This window comes from Paenibacillus paludis (assembly GCF_042610515.1).
In the GTDB taxonomy this organism is placed as follows: Bacteria; Bacillota; Bacilli; order Paenibacillales; family Paenibacillaceae; genus Paenibacillus_AQ.
Window position 1 is genome coordinate 131903 of record NZ_JBGJZP010000010.1, and the last position, 16958, is coordinate 148860.

Consider the following 16958-nt stretch of genomic DNA (forward strand, 5'->3'; position numbering starts at 1 on the left):
CGGCACATTGCTTTATGCCAAAGGAGAAAAGAATGCCTATGAAAAAGAAACTTAATTTGGCGCCTGTTTTCTTTGTAGGTCCACATGTCATCTTATTTGCTGTATTTATTTTACTGCCCACGATCTACGGGATTTACGCTTCCTTTACCAAATGGAATCTGATGAATGATCCGGTCTGGGTAGGTTTAGACAACTACAAGACCATTTTGTTTGACAACAGTTCCACCTTTCATACCCAATTTAATAACGGGCTTAAGAACACATTGATTTTTGTGCTGCTCAGTGTTCCGCTGTTGATTGTGATTCCGCTGCTTGTTGCCGTTGCACTGGAACATAAGAAAGTCAAAGGGAAAAGCCTGATCCAGTCCATCATCTACATTCCGGGCCTTATTTCCATATCTGCAGGCGCGCTGATTTGGCTGCTGCTCTTTAATAAGCAGCTCGGAATGGCGGGGAATGTGTTCGGCTCAGACGTATCCTGGCCGGCCAATCAGCCATATGCGTGGATTATCATTATTATCATTACAGTCTGGGGCGGCGTCGGGGGCAATATGATTATTTACCGTGCCTCCATAAGCGGTGTGGCACAGGATCTGTATGAATCGGCGGAAATAGACGGGGCAGGACCCGTCCGCAGATTCACGAGTATTACATTGCCTTCCATTCGTTTTCCGCTCATCTATACCTTTGTCATGACTACTGCCGGAGCCTTTAACGTATTCGGGCAGCCGCTCATGATGACCGACGGCGGACCACGGCAGAGCACGCATGTACTCATGATGTATATTCGTCAACTGGCGTTCGGCAACGGGGAATCCATTGCGGGAATGGCATCGGCGATGGCGGTGTTGCTGGGACTTATAATCCTGGTCATCTCGGCTCTGCAATATTATGTGATGAACCGGAATGCAGCTTAACACTCGATAAGACAATGGACCAGCAATGGAAATTGAAAAGGCAGGTGTACCCGTATGTCAAACCAAGCGGCACAACAAATGGATAATAGTCCGCTTCTTAATGGACAAAACGCAGGGAAAAGAAAAGGCTCCGGCATCAGTATCTCTAAATATCTTTCCTATCTCTTCTTAATTATTCTCTGCATTATTTGGATCGTTCCTGTCATCTTCGGAATCACAACCTCCTTCCGGTCGCAAACCGAGGTGGTCAGCTCCGGGTTCAGAATGTTCCCGAAAGAGTGGATTTTTGACAACTATATTGCGATTTTGGAAAATACCTCTACCGCACCAATCTTGCGCTGGCTGATGAACTCACTGCTTATTGCCACAATGCATACTCTTTTGGTGGTTGTGGTAATCTCCATTACCGGTTACGGATATTCGCGGATGAAATTTAAAGGCAGAGACACACTCTTTTTCACCCTGCTCGGTATTTCGTTCTTCCCGGGTGTCGTGAATCTGATTCCTTCCTACAAAATTATTGATGCTCTGGGCTGGGTTAATACCTCCTGGGCAATGGTAATCCCCGGACTCGCGGGTATGGGGAATATCTTTTTGGTCAGACAGTTTATGAACGGCATTCCGAAGGAACTCGACGAATCGGCCCATGTCGATGGTGCGAGCCATTACAGAATTTACATGTCGATTATCGTGCCGCTGATCAAGCCGGTATTGATCGTGTGTGCCCTGTTCTCGTTCACCGGATCCTGGAATGACTTCCTGTGGCCGGTAATCGTATTCACGGATGTTGACAAAATGCCGGTTACTGCCGGACTGTTGTTGCTGCAGGATATTTATGGAAATTACCGGATGATCGGACAGCTCATGGGTTCGGCGATTCTCGCTATCATTCCTACGCTGCTGCTGTTCGTGTTCGCACAGAAATACTTTGTACAATCGATTAATTTGAATTCAGGGATAAAGGGCTAAATAAAAAAATATTAGCCAAGGAGAGAGAAACTATGACTGCAAAGCTTGTGATTCACGCTGACCTGCCCAAAAGCAAAATCAACAAAAATATATATGGGCATTTCGCAGAGCATTTGGGCAGATGCATTTACGAAGGTCTGTGGGTAGGCGAGGATTCGCCGATTCCAAATACGAACGGCATCCGCAATGACGTCATCGAAGCGCTGAAGAAACTGGACATTCCGGTGCTGCGCTGGCCGGGTGGCTGTTTTGCCGATGAATATCACTGGAAAGACGGAATTGGACCGAGGGAAGGCCGCAAGCGGATGGTCAATACGCACTGGGGCGGTGTAGTGGAGAATAATCATTTCGGCACCCATGAATTTTTTCGCCTGTGTGAGCTGCTGGAATGCGAACCGTACATTTGCGGCAACGTAGGCAGCGGTACGGTTCAGGAAATGTCGGAATGGGTCGAGTATATGACCTTTGACGGCGAATCGCCAATGGCGGACTGGCGCAGGGAGAACGGAAGGGGACAGCCCTGGAAGCTTAAATACTTCGGTGTCGGCAATGAGAATTGGGGCTGCGGCGGCAATATGCGTCCCGAATACTATGCGGACCTGTACCGGCGTTATCAGACCTATTCCAGAAATTACGGGGATAACCGGCTGTACAAAATTGCCGGTGGAGCGAATGTGGACGACTACAACTGGACGGAAGTATTAATGCGGGAAGCCGGCCGTTTCATGGATGGCCTCAGCCTGCATTCCTATACCATTCCCGGCAGTTGGGAAGAGAAACGCCAGGCGCTCGGGTTCGACGAAGCTGAATGGTTCGAAACGATGCAGAAGTCACTTCATATGGATGAGCTCATTACCCGACATTCGGCCATTATGGATCAGTATGACCCGGAGAAGCGGGTAGGATTAATTATAGATGAGTGGGGGACCTGGTTCCTGAGCGAGCCCGGAACGAACCCAGGGTTCCTGTACCAGCAGAACACTTTGAGAGATGCGCTGGTAGCAGGCATCCATCTCAATATTTTTCAGAATCACAGCAGCCGGGTGCAGATGGCCAATATTGCGCAGATGGTAAATGTCCTGCAGGCGCTGGTCCTGACCGAAGGCGATAAATTACTGCTAACCCCTACGTATCATGTGTTTGAGATGTATAAGGTGCATCAGGATAATGAATTGCTTGAGGTTGCCTTTGAGAGTCCGCAATACACCAGCGGCGGGGTTGCTATTTCGCAGCTTAGCGTATCTGCTTCACGTGACGGGGAAGGCAAGATCTATGTGTCGATCTGCAACTTGAGCCATGAGGACGGTGCAACTCTCAGTTTTGGTATCGGTGGCGCAGCGCCAACCCGGGTAACCGGGCAAATTCTAACACATACGGAGCTTGGTGCACATAACACGTTCCAGACGCCAGACAAGGTAGCGCCGTCTGTCTACGAAGCTGCAGCTTTGGAGGATGGAGTGCTGAACTGTGTCCTTCCGCCTGCGTCTGTAGTTGTGCTTACTTTGGAGTAGAGAAGCAGCGAATTCATTCTTTATATTTACTGATCAGATCAAAGGAGAAACCATTATGAACACAAATAGAGAATACAGCAATCCGCTTGTGGAACAGCGCGCTGATCCATGGGTGTATAAACATGCTGATGGCTATTATTACTTCACCGCCTCCGTGCCGGAATATGACCGGATCGAGGTGCGCCGGTCAGAGACCATTGAAGGACTTACTGAAGCCGTACCGGTTGTAGCCTGGCGGAAATATGAGACGGGACCGCTAAGCGCGAATATATGGGCACCTGAAATTCATTATATTGACGGGAAATGGTACATTTATTTCGCCGCTGCCCGCACAACTGAAACGAACGAGGGTTTGTTCGATCACCGTATGTTTGCCCTGGAGAACGAATCAGCCAATCCGCTCGAAGGCACATGGGTAGAGAAAGGCCAGGTGAAAACAGCCTGGGAGTCCTTTGCCCTGGACGCGACTACGTTCCAGCACAAGGGAGTGCTGTATTATGTATGGGCGCAGAAGGACCCTGGAATTCCAGGGAACTCCAACCTGTACATTTCCGAAATGAGCAACCCCTGGACCTTGACCGGTCCACAGACCATGATTGCGACACCTGAGTATTCCTGGGAGAAGATTGGCTTCAGTGTAAATGAAGGCGCAGCGGTACTGAGACGCAACGGCCGCATATTCATGAGCTTCTCGGCCAGTGCTACCGATTACAATTACTGCATGGGCCTGCTGTATGCCGATGAAGACAGCGATCTGCTGGATGCTGCATCTTGGACTAAACATCCCGATCCTGTGTTCAAGACCAGTGAGGAGAACGGACAATACGGTCCGGGACACAACAGCTTCACTGTGAATGAACAAGGTGAAGATGTGCTGATCTACCATGCCCGTAATTATAAAGAAATTACCGGCGATCCGCTTTATGACCCCAACCGTCATACCCGTGCACAGGTGCTGCATTGGAACGAAGACGGCACACCTAACTTCGGCCTGCCCGTGAAGGACAGCAGCAAGTAAGGTTCTGAACTGAGCAGCTTCAAACCAACAAAGAGTCCAGGAATCCCGTATAACCATGGGGACCTGGACTCTTTGCTGTTTGGTGTATTCACTCATAAAAAAGCAGCCGTTTGGCGTAGGCGTTCCGGAAATCCGTGGGCGTTAAGCCTACGATTTTCTTGAAGGACTTCATGAAGTTATGGCAGTCCTTGTAGCCAAGCTGCTGTGAGACCTCGCTTACATTCTGGTTGGTGTCCGAGAGGAGGAATTTGGCCAGCTCCATCTTTTGCTGCAAAATATACTGCTTCAGGGAGATGCCCGAAATCCGGGTGAAGAGATGGGATAAATACTTTTCGTTATAACCGAAGTAGGTGGCGATCTGCGATACCTTAATATGCTCGCTTCTGCTCCACTTGATATAGTCCACGATGTCATTGTACAGCTGTTCCTGCTTGTTTTTTTTGGCGGGATTATGTTCACTGTGAAAGACCTGGTTGTACAGCTCGCACAAAATGACCGTGGACATATAGTTATTGAGTGTCTTTTGATTGTAGCCCCGGACCGAATCCTGAAGCTGCTTCATCATGACAATGATTTTCTCGAGACTTTTCAAGGTTCCGTACTGGGGAAGCAGCAGTTTGTTGTCCTCCCTGTTTCGGGGATGGGTGGAGATGTCGGTAATACTGATCCCGTCCTGTGACTTGAAGTGAAGCCAGTAAAAGCTGCATTCCGAAGCCTTATATCCGTACTGTTTGGTAGAGGGGGGCAGAAGCAGATACTCTCCCTTGGAGACAACAAAATGCTGCTGGTCTCCCGCCAGGTATAATACCCCCTCGGTCATGACAATAAGCTCGTAATCCTGCAAAATTCTGCTTAAGTGAATCCAATCGGAGGAGGGGGCGATAAATTTGCCTGTGATCTCCAAATCGACCGGCGTATCTACGATCAGCTCGAAAGCAATCATCCGCTTGTCCCCTTTAATCTGACTTTTGTACACTCTTGCGTACTCTTATTATTAAGGAAAGCTGCCCCGAAGTAAAGCGCTTACCGCTTAAAAATGTTTAGGTAATTGATAACCTTTTCACACATATTCGAACTTTAAACTATTTATCCAAATTTAAAACAAGCGTAAGCTAGAGATAACAAAACGACGTTCCAAAGGAAGGAGAAGGATGAAAAGGCTCATAAATCCGCTTAGATTCCCGGAGATTATGATCTCTATTTTTTAAACTGCATTTGAAAGCGGATACATTTTGGTGATGTGTGTATTTGGATTTCGGTTTCATTTGGTTAATTTTAGGTATTCATGAAGTATATCATCTTTTTCCTGCTACGATCGAACAGAAAAAGGGAGGATACAAAATGAAAAAATTTCTAGTGGGTCTGCTCGTGCTGGTGTTCAGCGCAGCAACGGTGTCCGGGTGCTCGGGCGGCAACAATACAAATACAAATACAGAGGCTGCCGGCTCAGGCAACACAGGCAAGAAGGTTAAGCTTACCGCCATCATGACCAAACATCCGTTAACTCAGGAATTCACTAAAATGAAATGGCTGCAGGAAGCCCAAGAACGGGCCGGGGTTGAAATTGAGTGGCAGGAGGTCACGGCGGACTGGGATCAGAAAAAAGGCACGCTGCTGGCCAGCGGAGATATTCCCGACCTGATCGTGGGCGTCAACTCCATCACCGATGCCGATTTCTCGCAGTTCCCGGGGTTGTTCGAGGATATGACCGGGCTGATCAAAGAGTACGGCCCTAACGTGCAGGCCATGTTCGACGCCAAGCCGGAGACCAAGGTAATTGCCACACAGCTCGATGGTAAAATCTACGGCCTGCCTAAATATCAAAGATTCTGGCCGGAAACGACCACACGCCAGTTCATCAACCAAAAGTGGCTGGATAACCTGGGCCTGCAAATGCCGACCAACTGGGATGAATTATACGATGTGTTGAAAGCGTTCAAGGATGAAGATGCCAACGGAAACGGCGATCCGGGCGACGAAATTCCGATGGACTTTGCGCCTACAGGAACTGTAGCGTTTGGTGCTTTCATGCCTACGGTGCTGCTGGGCAGCGAAGGTATTACACTGACGGACAACAGCGGGCTCGGCTATTTTGTGGAGGACGGACAGGTGAAGAACTTCTTCACGGATGAACGCTACAAAACGCTGGTAACTTTCCTGAATAAATGCTTCAGCGCAGGACTTATCAATCCTGAGGTGTTCACCCAGGACTATACCAAATTCCAATCCGTCGCCCGGGGCAACGGGGACACGGCGGCTGTCGGCTTCACCTGGGGCTGGGAAGTGACCGACAGAGTCGGCAATGCGCTGGCTCCGCAGTATACTTCGATGTCACCTCTGAAAGTGTCAGCCGGATCAACCAGCAAGATTTCCTGGAGTTATGACTATAATTCGCTGAACTATGGGGTCAACACCGTGCAAATGTCCGCCAAATCCAAACACAAGGAAGCGGCCATGAAGTTTATTAATGAGCTGTATGATCCTACAGTAAGTATGCAGGTACTGTTCGGCTCGCTTGGCACTAACATTGGCGATAACGGGGACGGAACCTATACTATTTTGCCTCCTACAGACACGGCGATGGACCCGGGCACCTGGAAATGGACCTCATCCTGGGCGGATAACGGGGCAATGTACATTGCGGATTCCCTGAAGCTGACGCTGGGGACGGATATGCAGTCCGTCGGTAAACAGACCGAACCGCTTAAGGCGGCTCTAGACGCCATCAACAAGGATACGGATGTGCTGCCAAGCATGTTTATTAAATACAGTGCAGCGGACAACAACGCGATGAGTCTTAACAATACGAGCATGATGTCTCTGGCCCTCTCGAAGTGGTCGCAATGGATCACCAAGGGCGGAATTGATTCGGAATGGGATGCTTATGTGAAAAACATTGAGAAGACCGGCGTCTCCAAAAATATTGAGATCATACAGAAATATTACGATGATTACAAGAGCAATCAATAAGCAGCAAGCGCAGACCCTAAGAGAAACTGAGTCCGGAAGAAGCCGTGCCGGGGGACTTAAGGCATCCGTTCTTCCGGCTCCTTAATGGGAGTGATGGTTCTGATGAAATCGGCTCATAAAAAGCCTACCGTGGTGAATACCTTCAGACGGGATTATCAGCTGTGGATTATGATTTTTCCGGCAATCGTTGTGATCTTTATTTTCAACTACATTCCGATGTACGGCATCCAGCTGGCGTTCCGTGACTATGACTTCTCCAAGGGGCTGACGGGGGGCGCATGGAGAGGGCTGTTTTATTTCCGGCAGTTTTTCGACAGCTATATGTTTGCGGACCTGATGAAGAATACGATAGCCATCAGTCTGGCAACCGTGATTCTGAGTTTTCCCGCACCGATTATACTTGCCCTGCTGATTAACCAGGTGCGCTGGAAGCGGGCGAAAAAAACGCTCCAGACGACCGTTTATCTGCCCCATTTTATCTCCATTGTCGTGATGGTGGGGCTGCTGAATGTGCTACTCTCCCCGAACTCCGGGGTTATCGGCCATATCCTGAGTTCGATCGGTCTGGGTGATATCAACCTGCTGGGCTCAACCAAAACCTTTGTTCCTGTGTATGTGTTATCGGAGATTTGGCAGCATTGCGGCTGGAACAGCATCATTTATTTGGCTGCACTTTCCACGGTGGACCCGCAGCTCTACGACTCTTCCAAAATTGATGGAGCCAGTCGCTGGCAGACGATCAAGCATGTCGATATTCCGGCGCTGATCCCTACGATTATCATTTTGTTCGTGCTTAGTATGGGGAACGTGCTCAGTACCGGCTTCGAGAAAGTTTTCCTGATGCAGAATGCCCTCAACCTTCCGGTATCTGAGGTCATTGCCACCTATGTCTACAAAATCGGGATTATCAGCAATCAGTTCAGCTATTCCGCGGCCATTGGCCTGTTCAATACCGTGATCAACTTTATTTTCTTGTATGCGATGAATCTGGTTGCCCGGAAATCCTCTGACATCAGCCTGTGGTAGCAGCACTTAGGGAAGGAGTGGAGTGTTCATGCAGCTTATTAACCAAAAGGGTAAAAAGTTGACGGATGTCCTCTTTGATGCCGTCGTATATGCAGTGTGCCTGCTTATCTTTCTGAGCATCGTGTACCCGCTGTATTTTGTAATTATCGCCTCCGTCAGTGACTCCACGCTGGTGTCGACGGGGCAGGTAACGATTTTCCCGAAAAATATCAGCTTCTTTGGCTATAGTGAAATCTTCAAGGACTCGCGGATTTGGACGGGGTACGGAAATACCCTGCTGTATACGGTTCTCGGAACGGCGGTGAACCTGCTGTTCACGCTGCCTGCGGCTTATGTGCTGTCCAGACAGGAATTCCGGGCCAGACGATTCCTGATGCTGACATTTGTAATCACCCTCTTTTTTAACGGCGGACTGATTCCGACTTATCTGTTGATGAAGGATCTGCATATGACTAATACGATGTGGGTCTTTATTTTTCCGTTTTGCGTGAACGTCTACAATTTGATCATTGCCCGTTCGTTCTTTGAGAATTCCATCCCCAAGGAGCTGTTCGAGGCTGCTTCCATGGACGGGTGCACGCATTTCAAATTTTTTCTTAAGGTAGCCTTGCCTTTGTCGAAGGCGGTAGTATCGGTCATCGGTCTATATTATCTGGTTGCACACTGGAATGATTTCTTCACTGGCCTGATTTACATCCGCAGCAACAACCTGCAGCCGCTGCAGATTGTGTTAAGAGATATCCTGTTGTCCAATCAGGTGTTCTCGCAAGGCGCAGGTGCGGGTGGTTCGGCCGGAGGTTATGCCCAGCAGTATGCGGATCAGGTCAAGTATGGGGTCATTATCGTTTCCACGCTGCCGATTCTGATTGTGTATCCGTTTATCCAGAAATATTTCGATAAAGGGGTCATGATCGGTTCAGTCAAAGGGTAATGATGTTGTCCAATTACATGCTTGATTCATCCGGTCTCCACCCCTTATTACAAGGTAGACTATATGTGCAAGCAAAAATCCAGCCGCAACTGCGGCTGGATTTTTGCTTGGGATGGGGTTGAGCATTATTTCTTTAATACAGTAACCTTGTATTCTTGAACCGTGGAATGATCTTCCGCTTTGACAGTGAGGGTCAGTTCTGTACGGCTGTCTTCCAGTGCAATTTCCCTTGGTGACGTATCCTCGACCAGAATATCGCCCATATAGACCAGCGCGTTCTTGTGCTTCGGCACCGCCTTCATCTCAAGAAGCTCTGTCCCCTGCGGAACTGTCAGCGTGTAGGAAGTGGTATTGCTGCTGAACGGATCGGATAAGACCCCTCTGCTAAAGCTCAGTTCCTGCAGCCGGGCATCGGCGTCAAAGCCTATCATCATACGCAGCAGGTCGAAGATGCCGTTCTCCTGACCCGGGATCACGAACTTGATTTCCGCTTCTGTCTTGTCCTGTACACTTGCGGCCGGGATGAGATACCGCTTGTTATAGAAGCTGCGCGGCTTATCCGTGTGCAGCGTCTCGCTGGCCAGCAGCTCGCCGTCCACATAAATGGCGATCTCCTTCCCGTTGCTGCCGGAGAAATACGTAACCGACAAGTAGTTGTCGGTCTGCGGCACAAGCTTCAGTCTATAGCTGAACCAGCCGTTATTCTCCGATTTGCGGATGTTATATCCGTCCCAGGTGGCTACAGAGGTGTTCTCGCCTTGTATCCCATGCTCCAGCTCGTACTGGTCATTGCCGACCGGCAGGCTGTCGATGGTGGCATCCTGTACTCTCTGATGCAGCTTGGCCTGCAGAATATGGGCCTGCAGCTCCGCAGAGTCTGCTTCAACAAGGCGCCAATAGATTCCGTAACGTTCACTGTGTTGCTTATAGTGAGGAGTGAATACCAGGCGGTTGTCTTCGTCAGTACCACGCAGGGCAAAGGCCAGGCCATCCTCCAGAGTCTCAAAATGGTCAGCAAAACCGTTTAGCCATTCCTCAGGGCTGGCGTTAACCGTGGTAATGAAATCCTTGACCAGCATATTTCGGGTCGGCACACTGACGGCTACTCCTGTCGCCGACTGTGACATATCGTCCTGTCCCAAGGCGGCGCTCAGCACCACCGGGCCATATTTGAAGGCAACCACATGCTGTGCATCCGGCAGGTTGAAATAGTTAAGCTTCATGGGCACTTTAAGCTTCAGGATATCCCCGTCTGCCCAAACCCTGTCCAGTACGGCATACCCCTCTTCAGTCACAAAGCTGACGGATTTTCCGTTCAGGCTCAGCACGGGTTCACCGGCAATCCAGTCCGGCAGCCGCAGCTTGAGCGATAGAGCGGTATCTTTATTCTGCAGGGTCTGCACCGTGAACTGCACGGTATCGCTGTACGGAAGGGCGGCGGTTTGCGTCAGCTTAAGGCCATGTTCTTCAGAAAGCAGCGTCGAGCTTAAATATTGGTTCACATAAATGGTGCCGGAATTGTGGAAGTAAATGCTGTCATTCAGCTTGGTGAAGCTCTCCATGCCCGTTCCGGTGCAGCACCAGAAATGCTCGAAGGGTGAGCTATATACCTTGAAATAACCTGTTGCCATCGGCTGAAAATACATCGTCATCCCGGTATGCGGGTGCTGTGAAGAGACAATCGCGTTTAAAAAGGTGTTTTCGTAAAAATCGGCATATTTGACGTCACCGGTAATCTTAAACAACTCGCGCGAGAGCTTCAGCATATTGTAGCTGTTGCAGGTCTCCGCGGTGAAATTGGAGCGTTCCCGGTCCAGCATATCCGGATCGCCGAAATGCTCCCATTCGCTGTTGCCTCCGGTAATATAGCTATGGTGATGCACAACCATTTCCCAGAACTGCGCGGCAGCCTCCAGGTAGAACTGTTCGCTCTTGCCGAGCGCCAGATAGCGGTTCAAGGCCCCGAGGAATTTTGGAATGGTAGTATTGGCATGTTTACCTTTGAGAATATCCTTGCCTTCACGGACCGGTGTGAACAAGGTCAGCTCATCGAACTGATGGGCTGCGCTCAAATGATGCTCATCTCCGGTGATTTTGTACAGCTCATACAGGCAATCGTTCATTCCCCCGTATTCCACGGATAAGACAATCTGCTGGATTTCGGGAGACCAGGAGGAGGTGCGGCGGTACACCCATTCGCCCAATTTTGTTACAACGGCATGAGCTGTTTCGTTTCCGGTGGCGGAGTAAACGGCTGTCAAACCGGAGATAATCTTGTGCATGGTGTACCAGGGTACCCAGGCGGGTTGTTTATTCTCCACATTGTCAAACAGCTGCTCGGAAAAAGCCGAAAGATATCCGCTCTCCAGCTGGCAGAGTGCAAGCTCCGAGACAATATACTTCAGTCTCAGGCCAATTTCATCATCTTTGGTGCTCTGATAGGCCTGGGCCAAGGCGGCTAGGTAATGCCCCAGCGTGTGGCCGCGAATCTCTGTATTTTCCCAGCCGGGATATTTATCGGCTTTGGGAGCCAGTCCCTTGTTCTCCCGGAAGCCTGCAAGCAGCCGGTCGGAATCGTAGCTTTTGAGATATTGGATTTCTTTAGCGAACGCATTCATGAAATAGGGATCGGTAATGCTGACCTGATCCATCCGGAAATCGTGTAGTACAGGTTTATTTGCCGCAGTGTGCGGTGTTGTTCCAATAGTCATATTTATCACCAATCCTATAATCTATAAAGTATGATACACGAAGCTTGATTCATAAATAAGCTTATAGGTATAGTGTTTTCGGGTAAATAGTGCAACGTTCGAATATGTGTGAAAAGGTTAGATTTATTGGATGCTTAAGGGGAATAAAGCATTGGACTGTCGTTGCTTCATGAAGCTAACGGGCAGGTTAGCGCAACATTCATTTATTTCAACGTCCTAATTAATGGTATAATTTTCATGTCTTAAAAGGCTTTAGAGTAATGTTTATTAAGCATACTAAAAGGGGGTAGTTTATGACGTATTCAATTTCAAATATACAATCCACGAGTTTATCAATTTCAATATTAGTGATACTTTTAGCCTTAATAGATCTAACTATAAAGAAGTATTTCATTGTAGAAGAATTAAATAAAATTTCAGATACTATTGGAAAGAATATCAATAGGTGGGTAAAAGGACTACTTGCTGTCATTAGTTTTTGTATTTTCTTCTTCATTTTGGATACAACAAATATCAACTCACTTAAGTGGTTCTTGTTAATATTTTTTATAGTTGCCATGGGACAACATGCCTTTATCGAATGGAGGTATTTGAAAGGCTCAAAAGAATACGTTATTTCACTTATTAAATTAGCAGTCGGAATAATATACATTTTAATTTTTATTTTCTAAAATTATTGGTTTTTTAGCGTTTATTAAGATGGCTTACTTTAGTGAAAATTGATTCAACTAACGGGTAACGTTAGTGTAGAAAACACATCATAAGGCCGCCGCGGACCAATAGGCGACCTCATTAAGCTAACGAGGCAGGATAATGGAAATGTCTGGAGAGGAGATTATGGGATATAAAAGTGAAAAATAAACGTTTTTGGATATGTCCATATTCCAATGATGTTTATAATTGGAGGCTAGAATTTATGCAAAGTAGATTAGAACAAGACATTATTTCAACGGCAGAAAGCTTCACAAATAATTTTTCTGATAAAGGGAATTTTGATTTTAGTGTACAAAGCCTACGTAAAGTAGACGATATTCTTGAAGAATTATGTGAGTATGAAATAGATAACGATTCTTTGGATTCTGTTTCTTCTATGGTTGGAAGTTACATTTTCGAAGTAGCAAGAAGGAATTTTGGTGGGAATTATTATTGGATACAAGATAGAAAACAACCTGTTTTAGTCACTGGTGAGCCAGATTTTTCAATTTCAATTTTTGCTTTCGATAAAGTTAGAGGTAGAATTCAGAATGGGAAAGAAGATGACATACCGTATTACTTTGATGGTTATATCAATGCAGTTGAAGAAGGTAAGGAAAGAGGTTACAGTGCAACAATTGTTTAAGGTCTATGAGATTAAGCTAATGGGCAGGATAGTATGGTGCCTACCTTGAATATATAAGGGCAAAGTTAATTATTCGCCGTAATCGCGAATGGGTCGCATCTTTAAGGAAAGCAGGCACCACATGAAACTCAAAGGAACTATGACAGAACAGTCATATCGAGAAGAATTAATAGCATCAAAATCTCATTTATTCAATGATATATCCATGCGTAGGTTTTTAAACATAATTAGAGAGACATTTCCCGTGATGAAGACAGCCTACGTTTTATCTTGGACACCCGACCAAGGTGAGGATATTATTAGCTTTCTAGTTGATACTCACTCAGTTATTAAGATTGAACTGGACCGTTATGATAAAACAGTTGCTCCGATTGTTGATGTGTATTCAATTGAGAATTGGATAAAGGGACTTAGTAAAACGTTTCAGATTAAAATCGCAGTAGCCTTCGACTTAGCTAAGAACGATTTAGTATAAGGAAACTAAGATAATTGCAGTAACAAGTTGTTCAACTAACGGGCAGAATAGTTTAATAATGTGAGTTTTTGTTTGAGCTATTTACAGAATATTCCGCATATCTTATATTAAACTTAAATAATAATTAGCAAATGCGATGAAGAGGCCAAGTAGATCTGGAAACGCCGTTCAGAGAACTGCCGGTTGGTGCGAGGCAGCGGATATCCGAATCAAAAAATCACCTCAGAGCTGTCCCCCGAATAATAGTAGATGGGACCGGGATTCTACCGTTACAAAGAAGCATCGTTGTTGGACGATGGCTAAGAGGGCGTTTATTATAAACGTCAATCAGGGTGGTAACGCGGAGCAACTTCGTCCCTAATGGGATGGGGTTTTTTTGCGTCTTCATAAATTAATTATTAAATTGGAGGTTATCGAATGAGTAAATTGATGGTTACAGAACGTTTGACATTGCGGCAACTGTAAGAAAGAAGGATTAGTTCGAAAAATCCGGATAAAAGTTGAGCAGATGAAAGGGTGATGTTGCAATGCAATTCAAGTTGTATACGGATGTGCATGAGTTTTACAATGATACCTATGATGTGCTGATGCGTCATGAAGCACAAAATTTGATTCCTCTTGGCAATATCATAATTGGGCATGAAGGAAAAGACAAAACAGACTGGCGTAACCCTGTAAATTGGCTTATGGCAACTATTTCGGATGCTAAGGGCATACAACTTACCGCCATAATGACACCGCCACACAATATTACGCTTTATGCAACAGACAACATAATTAACCCAGAAGCTATAAACTGTCTGATAGATGGGCTGAAAGACCGTGAAATTCCAGGTGTGATCACCGAAAAAACCTTGGCAGAGTATTTTGCCAAAGAATATACCTTCCGCAAGGGAATAACCTTTAAAACAACCATGAGCCAACGTATATATGAACTTACGGCAGCAAACCCAGACATTCAAAAGGTTGGTATCGTTCGATTGCTAGATGAAAAGGATATTCACTTTTTCCCATACTGGGCTGAAGCATTTTATGCAGCGGGGAGTTATGGCAAAACAGAAATGTCCATCCCGCAAGATGCAGACCCTTACCTCTACCGAGTAGCATCGAAAAAACTCTATATTTTAGAGGACAACGGGATACCCGTTTCTATGGCAGGATATACAAGGGAAATGCAGACGGCTATTGGCGTGGCATTTGTATATACCCCTCCATATGAGCGCGGGAAGGGTTACGCTACTTCAATTGTGGCGCAAATAAGCCAACTTGCATTGGATAAAGGGTTTACTAAGTGCGTCTTATATACGGACTTAGCAAATCCCACATCTAATAGCATCTATCAAAAGATAGGCTATATGCCAATTTGTGATTCGCTCCAGTTAAAATTTGAATAGTAGAATGATGCGGACAGAACTTCTACTACCTAAAAATAAGAGCATAATATGTAGTAAAGATACGGCGGCGCGTTATGGTGATGTACCGCAGGTTTTTCGTGAACCGGAACAGTAAAACAGGTGCAATCCGGTATATTGCCGTTGATTCATCAATATTGATAATTATTCGGATTCAATTCAAGTATTGAGCTAACGGGAAACGTTAGTTCAGCGATCCAGGAGCAGTTTGCCGCCGCCGCAACTACTCCTTCTGTCGTTAAGTTATTGATCATGACGGTGTAGGAACTCGACCCTTAGTATATGACTGTTTTAAGAACTCTTTATAAGGGGATATTTCCATGAAGCAGATGAAAATTGGGGATTGGAATCTTGAAGTAGATGTTGAGAAAACTAAAGATTTTTACCAAGCCTATCATCAAATCACTGAAAGATGTGATTGTATCTTCTGTAAGAATTTTGTAAGTGCTATTGAACTAATACCTAAGCCAGTTTTAGATTTTTTTCGAAGTTTAGGAATAGACCCAACCAAAGAAGGTGAGGTCTCGGAATATTGTGAAATAAAAGATGGTATGCATTTATACGGCGGTTTTTTTCATATAGTAGGAGAGTTAATAAGCGGTCCTGATTGTTGGATTGAAACGAGTGAAGAAGTCAGTCATTTAGCCACGAATAATATGATTGAGATCAATGGTTTTAAATTTGGATTCACCAATGGAGTCAGTTCACTCCCTGATGGGTTCCCTAACCCTACTCTGCAATTAGAGTTTGAGGGCATTATTCCTTGGACGCTTAAAGAAAGCTTTAAATAAGTCTTTCAATTCAGCTAAAGGAAAACGATAGCTCAATAAACAGCGGCAGACTAGGACTTTATTTTAAGGCTTACCGCTGTTTTTATTGTTGGGCCAGTCTAGTACTTATTTCATGGACACTGCAGGTATTATTTTTGAAAGCCGCTTGGCAGCAGCATTTCTAGTCTAATGCTTTAGTTTTTCCACCCTTGGCAACTCTCAACTTAAAACTATGGGGCGCGCGCTAAGAAGGCGTACCAAAAAGACGGTGTCTGCCCGGATGGGCAGACACCGTCTTAATTTGTACGACTATAACAATGGTTATGGAATGTATTGCTGCACAATTGAAGTTACTTGACCATCTTCGATCGTGAGATGGTATGGAAATTGGCTTAAGTCGATAATATCGGTCTTGGCGAATTCCTTCTGGAACTGTGGTAGAGAAATTCCCTCGTTCCAGTTGATATCCAGATCCTCGATCGTTCCAGTATGATCATAGATTTGCATGGTTACACCGGCATTATCGGCAACCGGATAAGAGGTTAGCAAATCGCTGTCGTTAACGATATAATATCCGTCTGGTGCGCCTCCCAGCTCTGCCGCGTCATCCGGCTCCCGCTCGGCAAACACCCGGTTGGCGTCCGCGCCCTCAAACCATTCGATATCGTCCGCATTAAGCATCAGCTTGCCGTCTACGATTTGTAGATCGTGAATATATGCTGTGAGATGCTGAATCTGCCCGCCGCTTTGCGCTTCCGCACGAGTTCCCGCTGTGCTTGCCGTTGTTGCGAGGGAAAGAAACAGCAGGACCAGCAAAGGCAGTACATACTTGGAGTTTTTCAATAACATCTTTTCATTTCCCCCTTGGCTTAAATATGGCTTGTGAATAGCCTATATACCTCTTTACCC

General features: G+C 46.3%; 15 protein-coding genes and 1 other annotated feature. Of the genes, 12 read left to right on the plus strand and 3 right to left on the minus strand.

What is annotated here, in order from left to right; genetic code table 11:
- Window positions 1-38: 38 nt before the first annotated feature.
- The 4 genes from ACAN56_RS20135 (at window position 39) to ACAN56_RS20150 (ending at window position 4415) form a co-directional block, all read left to right on the plus strand.
- Window positions 39-917 carry a carbohydrate ABC transporter permease gene (locus ACAN56_RS20135; RefSeq protein WP_038587920.1) on the plus strand — a complete coding sequence of 293 codons (879 nt, stop codon included), beginning with the start codon at window positions 39-41 and terminating at the stop codon, window positions 915-917.
- Window positions 918-995: 78 nt separating this feature from the next.
- A complete protein-coding gene (locus ACAN56_RS20140) occupies window positions 996-1886 on the plus strand; it encodes a carbohydrate ABC transporter permease (protein ID WP_144024305.1) in 891 nt (296 codons plus the stop codon).
- A gap of 32 nt (window positions 1887-1918) precedes the next feature.
- On the plus strand, window positions 1919-3397 hold the full coding sequence (locus ACAN56_RS20145) for an alpha-N-arabinofuranosidase (protein ID WP_379145328.1): 1479 nt from the start codon (window positions 1919-1921) through the stop codon (window positions 3395-3397).
- A gap of 55 nt (window positions 3398-3452) precedes the next feature.
- Window positions 3453-4415, plus strand: a complete 963-nt coding sequence (locus ACAN56_RS20150) for a glycoside hydrolase family 43 protein (RefSeq protein ID WP_379145330.1) — start codon at window positions 3453-3455, stop codon at window positions 4413-4415.
- Between the two features lie 88 nt (window positions 4416-4503).
- On the opposite strand, the gene ACAN56_RS20155 is transcribed toward ACAN56_RS20150, so the two are convergent.
- Window positions 4504-5391: an AraC family transcriptional regulator gene (locus ACAN56_RS20155; protein ID WP_331281754.1), complete on the minus strand. Its 888-nt coding sequence runs from the start codon at window positions 5389-5391 to the stop codon at window positions 4504-4506.
- 365 nt (window positions 5392-5756) lie between these two features.
- On the opposite strand from ACAN56_RS20155, the gene ACAN56_RS20160 reads away from it, so the two are divergent.
- The 3 genes from ACAN56_RS20160 to ACAN56_RS20170 all read left to right on the plus strand — a co-directional run bounded on the left by ACAN56_RS20160 (window position 5757) and on the right by ACAN56_RS20170 (window position 9342).
- The gene (locus ACAN56_RS20160) at window positions 5757-7385 is read left to right on the plus strand and encodes an extracellular solute-binding protein (RefSeq protein WP_379145333.1); all 1629 of its coding nucleotides are present in this window, start codon (window positions 5757-5759) and stop codon (window positions 7383-7385) included.
- 102 nt (window positions 7386-7487) lie between these two features.
- Window positions 7488-8411 (plus strand): ABC transporter permease, encoded by a 924-nt coding sequence (locus tag ACAN56_RS20165; RefSeq protein ID WP_038599019.1) that lies wholly within the window; start codon window positions 7488-7490, stop codon window positions 8409-8411.
- A gap of 28 nt (window positions 8412-8439) precedes the next feature.
- Window positions 8440-9342 (plus strand): carbohydrate ABC transporter permease, encoded by a 903-nt coding sequence (locus ACAN56_RS20170; RefSeq protein WP_038587935.1) that lies wholly within the window; start codon window positions 8440-8442, stop codon window positions 9340-9342.
- 125 nt (window positions 9343-9467) lie between these two features.
- Here the strand turns inward: ACAN56_RS20170 and ACAN56_RS20175 are convergent, their stop codons facing one another.
- Entirely contained in the window at window positions 9468-12053 is a 2586-nt protein-coding gene (locus tag ACAN56_RS20175) for a beta-L-arabinofuranosidase domain-containing protein (RefSeq protein ID WP_379145336.1), read from the minus strand.
- A 293-nt stretch (window positions 12054-12346) separates the two neighbouring features.
- Between ACAN56_RS20175 and ACAN56_RS20180 the strand changes: the two genes are divergently transcribed.
- The 5 genes from ACAN56_RS20180 to ACAN56_RS20200 all read left to right on the plus strand — a co-directional run bounded on the left by ACAN56_RS20180 (window position 12347) and on the right by ACAN56_RS20200 (window position 16070).
- Window positions 12347-12724 (plus strand): hypothetical protein, encoded by a 378-nt coding sequence (locus tag ACAN56_RS20180; protein ID WP_379145338.1) that lies wholly within the window; start codon window positions 12347-12349, stop codon window positions 12722-12724.
- 245 nt (window positions 12725-12969) lie between these two features.
- Window positions 12970-13392: a hypothetical protein gene (locus ACAN56_RS20185; protein ID WP_379145341.1), complete on the plus strand. Its 423-nt coding sequence runs from the start codon at window positions 12970-12972 to the stop codon at window positions 13390-13392.
- Between the two features lie 121 nt (window positions 13393-13513).
- Window positions 13514-13867 (plus strand): hypothetical protein, encoded by a 354-nt coding sequence (locus ACAN56_RS20190; RefSeq protein ID WP_038587949.1) that lies wholly within the window; start codon window positions 13514-13516, stop codon window positions 13865-13867.
- A 127-nt stretch (window positions 13868-13994) separates the two neighbouring features.
- Window positions 13995-14229: a binding site (T-box leader), on the plus strand.
- Window positions 14230-14394: 165 nt separating this feature from the next.
- Window positions 14395-15261: a GNAT family N-acetyltransferase gene (locus tag ACAN56_RS20195; RefSeq protein WP_379145344.1), complete on the plus strand. Its 867-nt coding sequence runs from the start codon at window positions 14395-14397 to the stop codon at window positions 15259-15261.
- Between the two features lie 338 nt (window positions 15262-15599).
- Window positions 15600-16070 carry a hypothetical protein gene (locus ACAN56_RS20200; RefSeq protein WP_038587954.1) on the plus strand — a complete coding sequence of 157 codons (471 nt, stop codon included), beginning with the start codon at window positions 15600-15602 and terminating at the stop codon, window positions 16068-16070.
- 300 nt (window positions 16071-16370) lie between these two features.
- On the opposite strand, the gene ACAN56_RS20205 is transcribed toward ACAN56_RS20200, so the two are convergent.
- Entirely contained in the window at window positions 16371-16898 is a 528-nt protein-coding gene (locus tag ACAN56_RS20205) for a hypothetical protein (protein ID WP_038587957.1), read from the minus strand.
- Window positions 16899-16958 lie beyond the last annotated feature (60 nt).

What these genes read in the sequence shown, in the direction of transcription:
- ACAN56_RS20135 (WP_038587920.1), top strand. Translation starts at nt 39, where the DNA reads ATGAAAAAGAAACTTAATTTGGCGCCTGTTTTCTTTGTAGGTCCACAT.
- ACAN56_RS20140 (WP_144024305.1), top strand. Translation starts at nt 996, where the DNA reads ATGGATAATAGTCCGCTTCTTAATGGACAAAACGCAGGGAAAAGAAAA.
- ACAN56_RS20145 (WP_379145328.1), top strand. Translation starts at nt 1,919, where the DNA reads ATGACTGCAAAGCTTGTGATTCACGCTGACCTGCCCAAAAGCAAAATC.
- ACAN56_RS20150 (WP_379145330.1), top strand. Translation starts at nt 3,453, where the DNA reads ATGAACACAAATAGAGAATACAGCAATCCGCTTGTGGAACAGCGCGCT.
- ACAN56_RS20160 (WP_379145333.1), top strand. Translation starts at nt 5,757, where the DNA reads ATGAAAAAATTTCTAGTGGGTCTGCTCGTGCTGGTGTTCAGCGCAGCA.
- ACAN56_RS20165 (WP_038599019.1), top strand. Translation starts at nt 7,488, where the DNA reads ATGAAATCGGCTCATAAAAAGCCTACCGTGGTGAATACCTTCAGACGG.
- ACAN56_RS20170 (WP_038587935.1), top strand. Translation starts at nt 8,440, where the DNA reads ATGCAGCTTATTAACCAAAAGGGTAAAAAGTTGACGGATGTCCTCTTT.
- ACAN56_RS20175 (WP_379145336.1), bottom strand. Translation starts at nt 12,053, where the DNA reads ATGACTATTGGAACAACACCGCACACTGCGGCAAATAAACCTGTACTA.
- ACAN56_RS20180 (WP_379145338.1), top strand. Translation starts at nt 12,347, where the DNA reads ATGACGTATTCAATTTCAAATATACAATCCACGAGTTTATCAATTTCA.
- ACAN56_RS20185 (WP_379145341.1), top strand. Translation starts at nt 12,970, where the DNA reads ATGCAAAGTAGATTAGAACAAGACATTATTTCAACGGCAGAAAGCTTC.
- ACAN56_RS20190 (WP_038587949.1), top strand. Translation starts at nt 13,514, where the DNA reads ATGAAACTCAAAGGAACTATGACAGAACAGTCATATCGAGAAGAATTA.
- ACAN56_RS20195 (WP_379145344.1), top strand. Translation starts at nt 14,395, where the DNA reads ATGCAATTCAAGTTGTATACGGATGTGCATGAGTTTTACAATGATACC.
- ACAN56_RS20200 (WP_038587954.1), top strand. Translation starts at nt 15,600, where the DNA reads ATGAAGCAGATGAAAATTGGGGATTGGAATCTTGAAGTAGATGTTGAG.
- ACAN56_RS20205 (WP_038587957.1), bottom strand. Translation starts at nt 16,898, where the DNA reads ATGTTATTGAAAAACTCCAAGTATGTACTGCCTTTGCTGGTCCTGCTG.